This window comes from Streptomyces sp. NPDC091271, assembly GCF_044757505.1.
Taxonomy (GTDB): domain Bacteria; phylum Actinomycetota; class Actinomycetes; order Streptomycetales; family Streptomycetaceae; genus Streptomyces.
Window position 1 is genome coordinate 536,921 of sequence record NZ_JBIVVD010000006.1, and the last position, 12,544, is coordinate 549,464.

Here is a 12,544-nt window from a genome sequence, read left to right on the forward strand (position 1 = left end):
GGCAACTCTCACAGGGGACGTCGGAGCCGGCGACCGGTTCTCGACACCACGCGGGAGGATTTTCCGGAATCACTCCGCCGCGCGGGTCCGGAAGCCGCCCCCGTAGAGTTCGGCTGCGTCGTCCCACCAACCCCGAGGTACCGGCTGTGTCACCCGTGTCACCCCCGCCCGCCGTCCCGGCGCCCGCGTCCGCCGTGAGCGTCGTGGGGATCGGCGCCGACGGCTGGGCCGGCCTTCCGGAGAGCGCCCGCGCGGTGCTCCTGGACGCGGAGGTCCTGATCGGCGGTGAGCGCCAACTGGGTCTGCTCCCGCCGGAATGCCGGGGCCGACGGGTGGCCTGGCCGTCGCCTCTGCGGCCCGCCGTGCGTGGTCTGCTCGCCGCGCACACGGGGAGCAGGACAGCCGTCCTCGCCAGCGGCGACCCCATGTTCTACGGCATCGGCCGGGCCCTCACCGAGGAGCTGGGCGCCGGGGCGCTCCGGGTGCTGCCGCACCCGTCCTCCGTGTCGTACGCCTGCGCCCGGCTCGGCTGGCCGGTGGAGGACACCGAGACCGTCACCCTCGTCGGCCGCCCCGCGGCCCGGCTGGCCGGCGCGCTGTACGACGGGCGCCGGCTGCTGGTGCTCTCCGCGGACGCGTCCACGCCCGCCGCCGTGGCCGCCCTGCTGCGGGACCACGGCTTCGGGCCCAGCCGGATGCGCGTGCTCGAACAGCTCGGCTCACCGGCCGAGGACTGCCTGGACGGCATCGCCGGCACCTGGGAACACCCGGCCGGGGACCCGCTCAACGTCATCGCGGTGGAGTGCCGGAGCACCCCGGACGCCCTGCGCCTCGGCGCCGTACCCGGGCTCCCCGACGAGGCGTACGAGCACGACGGCCAGCTCACCAAGCGCCATGTCCGGGCGGCCACCCTCGGCGTACTCGCGCCCGCTCCCGGTGAGCTCCTGTGGGACATCGGCGGCGGCTCGGGGTCGATCGCGGCGGAGTGGATGCGGACCCATCCGTCCTGCCGTGCCGTCACCGTCGAACGCGACCCGGTCCGGGCGGGGCGCATCGCCCGTAACGCCGACCGGCTCGGCGTCCCCGGGCTGCGCGTGGTCACCGGCCGCGCACCGGACGCCCTGGCCGGACTGCCCGTGCCCCACGCCGTGTTCATCGGCGGCGGGCTCACCGCGCCGGGGCTGCTCGACGTCTGCTGGGACGCGCTGCCCCCGGGTGGCCGGCTGGTGGCCAACACGGTCACGCTGGAGTCGGAGGCGCTGCTCGCCGAGTGGTACCGGCGGCTCGGCGGCGATCTGGTCCGGCTCTCGGTGGCCCACGCCGTGCCGGTCGGCGGGTTCACCGGCTGGCGCCAGGCCATGCCCGTCACGCAGTGGTACGTACAGAAAACCCCGCACGCTCCAGGAGACGACAGATGACCGTGTACTTCATCGGCGCGGGCCCCGGGGCCGCCGACCTGATCACGGTGCGCGGCGCCCGTGTCCTCGCCGCCAGCCCGGTCTGCCTGTACGCGGGCAGCCTGGTGCCGCGTGAACTCCTCGCCGAATGCCCGTCGGACGCCCGGCTGGTGGACACCGCCCGGCTCGACATCGACCAGATCACCGCCGAGCTGGTGCGGGCCCACGAGGAGGGCCACGACGTGGCCCGGCTGCACTCCGGCGACCCGTCGGTCTTCAGCGCCGTCAACGAGCAGATGCGGCGGCTGGACGAGGCGGGCGTGCCGTACGAGGTGGTGCCCGGCGTGCCCGCGTTCGCCGCGGCCGCGGCGGCGCTCAAGCGGGAGCTGACGGTGCCCACGGTCGGCCAGACCGTGATCCTCACCCGGATCGCCCAGCGGGCGACCGCGATGCCCGAGGGCGAGGACCTGGCCACGCTGGGCCGCAGCGGCGCGCTGATCGTGCTGCATCTCGCGGCGCGGTACGTGGACCGGGTGGTCGACGAGCTGCTGCCGCACTACGGCGCGGACTGCCCCACCGCCGTGGTCGCCATGGCCTCGCGCCCGGACGAGATCATTCTGCGCGGGACGCTGGACTCCATCGCGGAGCAGGTCAAGGAGGCCGGGGTGATCCGTACAGCCGTGATCATGGTCGGCAGGACCCTGGGCGCGGAGCAGTTCCGCGACAGCCACCTGTACTCCCCGGCGCGGGACCGCCACACCTGCTGACGACGGGCGGGACGGCTGCCGTCCCGCCCCGGCTCACCGCGCCTCGCTGCGCCCCACGACGGCCCCCGCCCGGTCGATGCAGATCACGTCCACCGCCACCGGCGCTCCCCGCAGGACCGACAGCGCCTCGTCCCGGGCGCCCACCGCGACCAGGTCGCCCAGCGGCACCCCGGCGGCCGTGCACAACTGGAGCGCCGCGAGGCCGGTGTTGGCGGCCTCGATCTCCGCCGCCAGCTCCTCGCTCGCCCCGCCCTGTCGCGCCAGCCGCGCCAGGAAGGGCTTGTCGACCTGCGAGCGGCCCGAGTGCAGGTCCAGATGCCCGGCGGCCAGCTTGGACAGCTTGGCGAACCCGCCGCAGATGGTCAGCCGCTCCACCGGGTGCCGGCGTACGTACTTCAGCACCGCGCCCGCGAAGTCCCCCATGTCCAGGAGGGCGATCTCCGGCAGCCCGTACTCGGCGACCACCGTCTTCTCCGAGGTCGAGCCCGTGCATCCCGCGACGTGCCGGTGGCCGGCCGCGCGTGCCACGTCCACCCCGCGGCGGATCGAGTCGATCCAGGCCGAGCAGGAGTAGGGCACCACGATGCCCGTCGTGCCCAGGATCGAGATCCCGCCCAGGATGCCCAGGCGGATGTTCCACGTGAAACGTGCGATCTCCTCGCCGTCGTCCACCGAGACCGTGATCTCGACATCGCCGGTGCCCCCGTGCTCCGCCGCCACCCGCGCGATGTGGTCCCGCATCATCTGACGGGGGACCGGGTTGATCGCGGGCTCCCCGACGTCGAGCGGCAGCCCGGGAAGGGTCACCGTCCCCACACCCGGGCCGGCCCGGAACACCACCCCGGACCCCGCGGGCAGCAGCCGGACGGTGGACCGCACCAGCGCGCCGTGGGTGACGTCCGGGTCGTCGCCCGCGTCCTTGACCACGCCCGCCGTGGCCCGGCCGTCGGCGAGCTCCTCCACCGCGAGCGCGAAGGCGGGGGTCTGACCCCTGGGCAGGGTGATGGTCACCGGGTCGGGGAACTCGCCGGTCAGGAGGGCCGTGTACGCGGCCGTGGTCGCCGCCGTCGCACAGGCCCCGGTCGTCCATCCCGGCCGGAGACCGGTGTGCTTGAGTTGGGCGGTGCGCCCGCCCTGCGCCTCACTGCTCATGGATGGCGTGCGCCTCACTGCTCATGGACGGACCGATCCGATGCCCTTGCACGTACTCGTACTCGGCGGCACCACGGAGGCCCGCCGCCTCGCGGAGTCCCTGGTGGCGGCGGACGGGATCCGGGTGACCAGCTCCCTCGCGGGACGCGTCGCCCGGCCGAGGCTGCCGCCCGGTGAGGTACGCGTCGGCGGCTTCGGCGGAGCCGAGGGCCTGGCCGAGTGGCTCCGCGCACACCAGGTGGATGCGGTCATCGACGCCACCCATCCCTTCGCAGGCACGATCAGTTTCAACGCGGCCTCGGCCGCCGCCGCTGTCCATGTTCCCCTGCTGGCCCTCCGGCGGCCCGGCTGGGTTCCGGTCGAGGGCGACCGGTGGCACCTCACCGACTCCCTCGCGGGCGCGGCGGAGCTGCTGCCGGGGCTCGGTTCACGCGTCTTCCTCACCACGGGACGCATGGGGCTTGCGGCGTTCGCCGGGCTGGACCCCCTGTGGTTCCTGATGCGCTCGGTGGACGCACCCGACGCGCCGCACCCGGCGCGGATGGAGGTGCTGCTGGACCGGGGGCCGTTCACCCTGGAGGGTGAGCGGGAGCTGATCCGGCTCCATCGCGTCGACGTCCTCGTCACCAAGGACAGCGGCGGCGACGCCACCGCCCCCAAGCTCGCCGCCGCCCGCGAGGCCGGAATCCCGGTGGTGGTGGTCGGACGGCCGCCGGTCCCCCCAGGTGTGCCCGTGGCCGGGACGCCCGAGGAGGCCCTCGCGCTGCTGCGGCGCCTCACCGGTCCGTGACCCTGGAGCGGGACCGGGCCGGGAGGCGCCCGGCTGTCAGTCCTCCGGGTAGCGGCGCGGCGTCCAGACGATCTGCTGTCCGTCGCCCCGGCGCACCCAGCGCGTCTGGGAGGACCCGACGATGAGGATCGTCCGCATGTCCACCTCGCCCGGGTCCAGATCGGCCAGCCGCACCGTCCGCACGCTCTCCGCCGGCCCCCCGACATCGCGGCCGAGCACGACGGGCGTGTCCGGGGAGCGGTGCTCCAGCAGCAGGTCGCGGGCCTTGCCGACCTGCCATGTCCTGCTGCGGGAACCGGGGTTGTACAGCGCCATGACGAGGTCGGCCGTGGCTGCCGCACGCAGCCGTTCGGCGATGACCTCCCACGGCTTGAGCCGGTCCGAGAGGGAGATGGTGGCGTAGTCGTGGCCCAACGGCGCACCCGCCCTGGCGGCGGCTGCGTTGGCAGCGGTCACCCCGGGAAGCACCCGCACCGCGATGTCCGTGTACGCGTCCTGCGAGGCCACTTCCAGTACCGCCGTCGCCATGGCGAAGACCCCCGGGTCGCCTCCGGACACCACGGCGACGCGGCGTCCGCGGCGGGCCAGGTCCAGGGCGAATTCGGCCCGCTCGGACTCGACCTTGTTGTCGGAACCGTGGCGCTGCTGGCCCGGCCGCACCGGCACCCTGTCCAGATACGTCGTGTAGCCGACCAGGTCGTCGGCGGCGGCCAGCGCCCCGCGCGTCTCGGGCGTCAGCCAGAGCGGTCCGGCAGGCCCGGTGCCGACAACGACGACCTCGCCGCCGTCCGGGCCGGCTGCCGGTGAGGGCCGGGGCGCGTCGATCCGGCTGGGCAGCACGGCGACCGCGAAGTACGGCACGGAGTCCGCGTCGGTGTCCGCCAGGTCGCCGGTCCGCTCCCCGGCCATGGTGGCGCGCTCGACGTACCGTGCCTCGGGCAGCCGGCCGGACGCCTCGAAGGCGCGGCGCACGGCGGGGAACGTCCGGCCGAGCTTCATCACCACGGCGGAGTCCGTGGCCGCCAGACGTGCCGTCAGCTCCTCCTCGGGCAGGGTGCCGGGCAGGATCGTCAGCACCTCCTCGGCCTCGACGAGCGGGGTGCCGAGGCGCGCGGCGGCGGCGCTGACCGAGGTGACACCGGGGATGACCTCGGTGTCGTAACGGTCCGCGAGCCGCTTGTGCATGTGCTGGTACGAGCCGTAGAAGAGCGGGTCGCCCTCGGCGAGCACGGCGACGGTGCGCCCGGCGTCGAGGTGCGCCGCGAGACGGGCCGCGGCCTCGGTGTAGAACTCGTCCAACGCGCCCCGGTAGCCGCCCGGGTGGTCCGTGGTCTCCGTCGTGACGGGGTAGACCAGCGCCTCCTCGATGTGGTCGGCGCGGATGTGCTGCGCCGCGATCGAGCGGGCGATGGAGCGGCCGTGCCGGGCGGAGTGGTACGCGACGACGTCGGCCTCGCCGATGATCTGCACGGCTCTCACGGTCATCAGGGCAGGGTCGCCCGGGCCGAGCCCGACGCCGTAGAGCCGCCCCGTGCCGGTCGTCCGCTGCTGCTCGGGCACGCTCACTCCTCCTCGCTGGCGATCGCGTTGAGGGCGGCGGCGGCGATGGCGCTGCCACCACGCCTGCCGCGCACGACGAGGTGCTCAAGACCCGAAGGGTGGGCGGCCAGTGCCTCCTTGGACTCGGCGGCGCCGATGAATCCGACGGGCACACCGATGACGGCGGCGGGGCGCGGGGCGCCCTCCTCGATCATCTCCAGCAGCCGGAAGAGCGCGGTGGGCGCGTTGCCGACGGCGACGACCGCGCCCTCCATCCGGTCCCGCCACAGCTCCAGGGCGGCGGCGCTGCGCGTGGTGCCGAGCTTCGCCGCCAGCTTGGGGACGGCGGTGTCGGACAGGGTGCAGATCACGTCGTTGTCCGCGGGCAGGCGCTTGCGCGTCACACCGCTGGCGACCATGGCCACGTCGCACAGGATCGGCGCGCCGGACCGCAGGGCCGCACGGGCGTCGGCCACCGCGTTCGGTGAGAAGGCGATGTCGCGTACGAGGTCGACCATGCCGCAGGCGTGGATCATCCGGACGGCGACCTGGCTCACATCGGCGGGCAGCCCTGCCAGATCCGCCTCCGCGCGGATGGTGGCGAAGGACTGGCGGTAGATCGCCGGTCCGTCCTTCTCGTACTGATGCACAGTGCTGTCGCTTTCTTCATCGAACGGGTCGAACAGGGGTGGTGGTACGTCGTGGTCAGGTGTGCGTGCCCCGGGCCGACGCCACGGCCCCGGCGAGCGCGGCCGGGTCGTCCCGGACCGTTGCCTCCCCGGTGGACCGGTCCTCCCGCACATGGGAGATCCGGTATCCGTCACGGGTGGCGACCACGTCGATCCACTCCCCCCGCGGATGGCCGCAGCGGCGTTCGCACCCGGACCAGTACACAGGGAGCCGTCCGGGCGGTCCGACGGCGGCCCCCGCATCGGTCCGTACGTCGGCCAGCGACTTCGCGCAGCCGGGCTGCCCGATGCAGGCCCCGACACCGGCCCAAGGGGAGCCGGGCCCGGTGATCAGACCGGCCTCGGAGAGGCCGTCCCGCAGGCCCTCGGCGCGGTCGGGCCCGATGCCGGTGACGACGACGCCACGCCACGGGGTGAGGCGCAGTTCCCCGGCGCTCGACAGCAGCCGCCACCGGTCCAGGTCCAGCCGTCCCAGCGGTACGCCGACGGAGAGCGCGGCCTCGGAGCGGTCGCCCGGGACGGGGCCGGGGGCAGGGGGAAGGGCTTCGAGGGGGCGGGGGCGGGCCGTCCCCGGGGTGACGTCGATGCCGGCCTGCCCGAGCCGTCGTACGACCTCGGCGGGCAGAGCGGCGGCCGTGGCGTCCGGCAGGTCCTTGATCCGCCAGGCGCCGCTGTCCCGGGCGGAGTCGAGGAAGGTCTCGGCCGCGGTCAGCGCGGCCCGGGGGCCGTCGCCGGAGGGGACGCGGAGGACGGCGTCACCGCCCCCGATGCGCAGGAGCGCGCTGCCGTCGTCGTGGCCCCGCAGGGTGAGGTCGGCGCCGAGAGCGTCCACGTCGCCGCGGCCGTCGTCGAGCGCGAACAGGAAACGTCCGGAAAGCGCCGTCGCGTTGTCGCTTCCGCACAGAAGGCGGTCCAGTGCGATCAGCCAGGGGCGTACGTCGGCGGTCCCGAGGCCGTCGAGCCCGGAGAGCGGGGAGGCGACCACGTTGCGTACACGCTCGTGGCGCTCGGAGGGCAGCAGTCCGGCCGCCTCCAGCAGGCCGGCAAGCTCCGCGCCGCAGTCCGGGATGAGCCCGCGCAGCTGGACGTTTCCGCGGGAGGTGAGATGCAGCTCACCGTCGCCGAAGCGCTCGGCGGCCTGCCCCAGCGCCTCCGCCTGGCGGGGTGTCAGCACCCCGCCGGGTATCCGGATCCGCGCCAGCGCACCGTCGTCCGCCCGGTGCAGGCGCAGCGCGCCGGGGCAGGCGTCACCGCTGCTCCGGGCACACGCGTCGCCCGGAGACCGGGACGGAGGGGGGGAGGCGGACATGGCGGCGAGCATACCCACCGTGACCGGGGCAGAGCCCTACGGTCACTGTGACCTACGGGACACCCGCCGGGGCGCCGGTCCGTGCGGTGCGGGACGCCCGCTGCCGCTCCGGTCAGGGCGGGGGCCGTCTGGTCAGGACCCCCCACCTGCCGCCTACTATGCCTAGCGGCGGTCCGTTCGGCCCGCCATCGCCAGACGGCGACACGGAGGAAGCCCGGTGAGAATCCGGCGCGGTCCCGCCACTGTGAGCCCGGCCCCCCGGCCGTGCGAGTCAGGAACTCCTGCCGTCCGACACCGCCCGGGGCGTGGACACCCCGAGGAAGGGCTGACGCCGCATGATCCTGCTCCTGTCGACGTCCGACACCGACCTGCTGAGCGCCCGCGCTTCCCAGGGTCCGGTCAGCTACCGCTACGCCAACCCTTCCCGGCTCTCCGTCGACGACCTGCCGCAGCTCCTGGACGGCACCGACCTCGTCGTCGTACGCCTCCTCGGCGGTGTCCGTGCCTGGCAGGACGGGCTCGACCAAGTGCTCGCCACCGGCCGGCCCGTCGTCGTGCTGACCGGTGAACAGGCCCCCGACGCCCAGCTGATGGCCGCCTCCACGGTGCCGATCGGCATCGCCGCCGAGGCGCACGCCTACCTCGCCCACGGCGGCCCCGCCAACCTGGAGCAGCTGGCCCGCTTCCTGTCCGACACCGTGCTGCTCACCGGCCACGGCTTCGAGCCGCCCGCCCCGGCCCCCGCGTGGGGCCCGCTGGAGCGGACCGCCCGTGACGTCACAGGACCGACCGTCGCGGTGCTCTACTACCGCGCCCACCACATGAGCGGGAACACCGCGTTCATCGAGGCGCTCTGCACCGCCGTCGAGGACGCGGGCGCACGCCCCCTCCCGTTGTACGTCGCCTCGTTGCGCACGCCGGAGCCCGAACTCATCGAGAAACTCCGCGCCGCCGACGCCATCGTGACCACGGTCCTCGCGGCGGGCGGCACCAAGCCGGCCACCGCTTCGGCGGGCGGCGACGACGAGTCCTGGGACGCGGGCGCCCTCACCGGCCTCGACGTACCCGTCCTCCAGGCGCTCTGCCTCACCAGCCCGCGTGCGGCCTGGGAGGAGAACGACGAGGGCGTCTCCCCGCTGGACGCCGCGACCCAGATCGCCGTCCCCGAGTTCGACGGCCGCCTGATCACCGTGCCGTTCTCCTTCAAGGAGATCGACGAGGACGGTCTGCCCGCCTACGTCGCCGACCCCGAGCGGGCCGCCCGCGTCGCCGGGATCGCCGTACGTCACGCCCGGCTCCGCCACATCCCGGCCGCCGAGAAGCGGATCGCCCTCGTCCTGTCCGCGTACCCGACCAAGCACTCCCGCATCGGCAACGCGGTCGGCCTCGACACCCCCGCGAGCGCCGTGGCGCTGCTGCGCCGACTGCGCGCCGAGGGTTACGACTTCGGCCCCGAGGAGGAGATCCCGGGCCTGGTCTCGGGCGACGGTGACGAGCTGATCTACGCGCTCATCGAAGCCGGCGGCCACGACCAGGAGTGGCTCACCGAGGAGCAGCTGGCCCGCAACCCGGTCCGGATCCCCGCCGCCGACTACCGCCGCTGGTTCGCCACGCTGCCCGCCGAGCTCCGGGAGTCGGTCGAGCAGCACTGGGGCCCGGCGCCCGGCGAGATGTTCCTCGACCGGTCCCGCAACCCCGAGGGCGACATCGTGCTCGCCGCCCTGCGCCGAGGCAATCTGCTGATCCTCATCCAGCCGCCGCGCGGCTTCGGCGAGAACCCGATCGCGATCTACCACGACCCCGATCTGCCGCCCTCGCACCACTACCTGGCCGCGTACCGCTGGATCGCCGCGTCCGCCGACGACAACGGCTTCGGCGCCGACGCGATGATCCACCTCGGCAAGCACGGCAACCTGGAGTGGCTCCCGGGCAAGAACGCCGGCCTGTCCGCCGCGTGCGGCCCCGACGCCGCGCTGGGAGATCTGCCGCTGGTCTACCCGTTCCTGGTCAACGACCCCGGTGAGGGCACCCAGGCCAAGCGCCGCGTGCACGCCACCCTCGTGGACCACCTCGTGCCGCCGATGGCCCGCGCCGACAGCTACGGCGACATCGCCCGCCTCGAACAGCTCCTGGACGAGCACGCCCAGATCGCCGCGATGGACCCGGCCAAGCTGCCGGCCGTCCGCGCCCAGATCTGGACGCTCATCCAGGCGGCGAAGCTCGACCACGACCTGGGCCTGGAGGACCGGCCCGAGGACGAGGGCTTCGACGAGTTCATCATGCATCTCGACGGCTGGCTCTGTGAGATCAAGGACGTCCAGATCCGCGACGGCCTGCACGTCCTGGGCGCCGCTCCGGCCGGCAAGGACCGCGTCAACCTGGTCCTCGCCGTCCTGCGAGCCCGCCAGATCTGGGGCGGTACGGCGTCCCTGCCCGGCCTGCGCGAGGCGCTCGGCCTGGACGAGTCGGCCGCCACCCGCACCGCCGCCGACGAGACCGAGGAGCAGGCCCGCGCGCTCGTCCAGGCGATGGACGACGCGGACTGGGACCCCGCCGCCGTCGCCGGTGTGGCCGCGGGACACCCGCGGGCCGTCGCCGACATCCTCGACTTCGCCGCCCGCGAGGTCGTGCCCCGCCTCGCCGCGACGACCGACGAGCTCGACCACGCGGTCCACGCGCTGAACGGCGGCTTCGTCCCCGCGGGCCCGTCCGGTTCGCCGCTGCGGGGCCTGGTCAACGTCCTGCCGACCGGCCGCAACTTCTACTCCGTCGACCCGAAGGCCGTCCCGTCCCGCCTCGCCTGGGAGACCGGCCAGGCTCTCGCCGACTCGCTCCTGGAGCGCTACCGCGCGGACAACGGCGACTGGCCCACCTCCGTCGGCCTCTCCCTGTGGGGAACCAGCGCGATGCGCACCGCGGGCGACGACATCGCCGAGGCGTTCGCCCTGCTCGGCGTCCGCCCCGTCTGGGACGACGCCTCGCGCCGCGTCACCGGCCTGGAGCCGATCCCGTACGAGGAGCTCGGCCGCCCGCGTATCGACGTCACGCTGCGGATCTCCGGCTTCTTCCGCGACGCGTTCCCGCACACCATCGGCCTGCTCGACGACGCCGTGCGCCTGGCCGCCTCCCTCGACGAGCCCGCCGAGCAGAACTTCGTACGCGCCCACACCCAGGCCGACCTGGCCGAACACGGCGACGAACGGCGCGCCACCACCCGTATCTTCGGCTCCCGGCCGGGGACGTACGGCGCCGGGCTGCTCCAGCTCATCGACTCCCGCGACTGGCGTACTGACGCCGACCTCGCCGAGGTCTACACGGTGTGGGGCGGCTACGCCTACGGCCGTGAGCTGGACGGACGCCCGGCCCGGGACGAGATGGAGACCGCGTACAAGCGGATCGCGGTGGCTGCGAAGAACACCGACACCCGTGAACACGACATCGCTGACTCGGACGACTACTTCCAGTACCACGGCGGCATGGTCGCGACCGTACGCGCGCTGAAGGGCACCGCCCCCGAGGCGTACATCGGCGACTCGACCCGCCCCGAGACGGTCCGTACCCGCACCCTGGTCGAGGAGACGTCCCGGGTCTTCCGCGCCCGGGTGGTCAACCCGAAGTGGATCGAGGCGATGCGCCGCCACGGCTACAAGGGCGCCTTCGAGCTCGCCGCGACGGTCGACTACCTCTTCGGGTACGACGCGACGACGGGCGTGGTCGCGGACTGGATGTACGACAAGCTGACCGAGACGTACGTCCTGGACCCGGCGAACCGCGAGTTCCTCCAGCAGGCCAACCCCTGGGCCCTTCACGGCATCGCGGAACGCCTTCTGGAGGCGGAGTCGCGCGGCATGTGGGCGAAGCCCGACCCGGCGGTTCTCGAAGCGCTGCGCCAGGTGTTTCTGGAGACCGAGGGCGACCTGGAGGGCGAGGACTGAGCGGAACACCGGCCGGAGTGGTTCCCGCCCGGTGTGCCGCGGTCCTGCCTTGCCGGCCCCTGCCCGCGGGTCCAAGCTTGTGAGATGGGTGACCGAGCGGGCCACACGCAGATGCCTTCTGTCCAGCACGCGTTCCGCTTGATGGAAGCCGTGGCGGCGCACGAGGGCGGCGCGCCCGCGAACGAGCTGGCGCGGCAGGCGGGGCTGCCTCCGGACACGACCCTGGAGCTGCTGCGGGACATGGCGCGGGACGGCTTTCTCCGCAGGCTCGACGACGGTTGTTTCGTCCTGGGCGACGTGCCGAGCGGCGACCACTCCGCGCAGAACCTGGCCCGTCTGGTCCGCCCCGCCCTCGCCTCGCTGAGGGACGACCTGTCGGCCGCCGCCTATCTCACCTTCTACGACGAGGGCGAGATCAGGATCGCCGAGATCGTCGACGGTCCGCTGACACCCAAGGTCGACCTCTGGGTGGGTTTCCAGGACGCCGGGCACGCCACGGCACTCGGGAAGTGCGTGCTGCGCGAGCTGGACGACGAGGCGCGTGGCGAGTACCTCTCGCGTCATACCCTCGCCGACCTCACTCCCCGCACGATCACGCACCGGGATGAGCTCATCCGGCAGCTCGAGTCGTCGCGTTCCGTACCGGCTGTGATGGACCGGGAGGAGTACGACCTCGGCACGGTGTGCATCGCGGTGCCGGTGTACGGCGGTGGCGGCCGGGTCGGCTCGCTCGGCGTCTCCTTCCGGGCGGACCGGATGTACCGCACCAGTCAGGTCCGCCAAAGCCTGCTGGCGTCGGCGGACCGGGTGACCAGGGACGTCTCCTTCGGCAGCTGAGGGAAGTCAGGTGTACCGCGGGCTGTCGAGGCGATCGCGACGCCTCCGGACCGGGATACCGACTGCGACGCGCCCCCGGCGACCACGATGATCCGCCTCCGTACCGCGCAGGCCCTGTGTCTCCCGATG

At 73.8% G+C, this 12,544-nt stretch carries 9 protein-coding genes and 1 riboswitch; of the genes, 5 read left to right on the top strand and 4 right to left on the bottom strand.

The genetic code is table 11. The features are described 5' to 3' along the window. Positions 1-146 precede the first annotated feature (146 nt). Positions 147-1,418 carry a precorrin-6y C5,15-methyltransferase (decarboxylating) subunit CbiE gene (cbiE, locus tag ACIQM3_RS26555; RefSeq protein WP_401628157.1) on the top strand — a complete coding sequence of 424 codons (1,272 nt, stop codon included), beginning with the start codon at positions 147-149 and terminating at the stop codon, positions 1,416-1,418. Beyond that, on the top strand, positions 1,415-2,164 hold the full coding sequence (gene cobM / locus ACIQM3_RS26560) for a precorrin-4 C(11)-methyltransferase (protein ID WP_401628158.1): 750 nt from the start codon (positions 1,415-1,417) through the stop codon (positions 2,162-2,164). Before cbiE ends, cobM begins: the two co-directional genes overlap by 4 nt. Positions 2,165-2,197: 33 nt before the next feature. On the opposite strand, the gene ACIQM3_RS26565 is transcribed toward cobM, so the two are convergent. Further along, positions 2,198-3,316: a cobalt-precorrin-5B (C(1))-methyltransferase gene (locus tag ACIQM3_RS26565; protein WP_104787583.1), complete on the bottom strand. Its 1,119-nt coding sequence runs from the start codon at positions 3,314-3,316 to the stop codon at positions 2,198-2,200. A 40-nt stretch (positions 3,317-3,356) separates the two neighbouring features. Between ACIQM3_RS26565 and ACIQM3_RS26570 the strand changes: the two genes are divergently transcribed. Continuing rightward, positions 3,357-4,106: a cobalt-precorrin-6A reductase gene (locus ACIQM3_RS26570; protein ID WP_401628160.1), complete on the top strand. Its 750-nt coding sequence runs from the start codon at positions 3,357-3,359 to the stop codon at positions 4,104-4,106. Between the two features lie 36 nt (positions 4,107-4,142). On the opposite strand, the gene cobJ is transcribed toward ACIQM3_RS26570, so the two are convergent. Genes cobJ through cobG form a run of 3 tightly spaced genes read right to left on the bottom strand, consistent with a single transcriptional unit; the run spans position 4,143 to position 7,655 of the window. Next, entirely contained in the window at positions 4,143-5,672 is a 1,530-nt protein-coding gene (cobJ, locus tag ACIQM3_RS26575) for a precorrin-3B C(17)-methyltransferase (RefSeq protein ID WP_401628162.1), read from the bottom strand. Continuing rightward, positions 5,669-6,295: a precorrin-8X methylmutase gene (locus ACIQM3_RS26580; RefSeq protein ID WP_401628165.1), complete on the bottom strand. Its 627-nt coding sequence runs from the start codon at positions 6,293-6,295 to the stop codon at positions 5,669-5,671. Before ACIQM3_RS26580 ends, cobJ begins: the two co-directional genes overlap by 4 nt. Positions 6,296-6,350: 55 nt before the next feature. Beyond that, a complete protein-coding gene (cobG, locus tag ACIQM3_RS26585; RefSeq protein WP_401628168.1) occupies positions 6,351-7,655 on the bottom strand; it encodes a precorrin-3B synthase in 1,305 nt (434 codons plus the stop codon). Positions 7,656-7,849: 194 nt separating this feature from the next. Beyond that, positions 7,850-7,924, top strand: a riboswitch (cobalamin riboswitch). A gap of 54 nt (positions 7,925-7,978) precedes the next feature. Between cobG and cobN the strand changes: the two genes are divergently transcribed. After that, on the top strand, positions 7,979-11,578 hold the full coding sequence (cobN, locus tag ACIQM3_RS26590) for a cobaltochelatase subunit CobN (RefSeq protein ID WP_401628171.1): 3,600 nt from the start codon (positions 7,979-7,981) through the stop codon (positions 11,576-11,578). An 84-nt stretch (positions 11,579-11,662) separates the two neighbouring features. Next, on the top strand, positions 11,663-12,415 hold the full coding sequence (locus ACIQM3_RS26595; RefSeq protein ID WP_401628174.1) for an IclR family transcriptional regulator: 753 nt from the start codon (positions 11,663-11,665) through the stop codon (positions 12,413-12,415). Positions 12,416-12,544: the final 129 nt, after the last annotated feature.

Coding starts and splice junctions, on each gene's coding strand:
- cobM (WP_401628158.1), top strand. CDS start 1,415: ATGACCGTGTACTTCATCGGCGCGGGCCCCGGGGCCGCCGACCTGATC.
- ACIQM3_RS26565 (WP_104787583.1), bottom strand. CDS start 3,316: ATGAGCAGTGAGGCGCAGGGCGGGCGCACCGCCCAACTCAAGCACACC.
- ACIQM3_RS26570 (WP_401628160.1), top strand. CDS start 3,357: ATGCCCTTGCACGTACTCGTACTCGGCGGCACCACGGAGGCCCGCCGC.
- cobG (WP_401628168.1), bottom strand. CDS start 7,655: ATGCTCGCCGCCATGTCCGCCTCCCCCCCTCCGTCCCGGTCTCCGGGC.
- cobN (WP_401628171.1), top strand. CDS start 7,979: ATGATCCTGCTCCTGTCGACGTCCGACACCGACCTGCTGAGCGCCCGC.
- ACIQM3_RS26595 (WP_401628174.1), top strand. CDS start 11,663: ATGGGTGACCGAGCGGGCCACACGCAGATGCCTTCTGTCCAGCACGCG.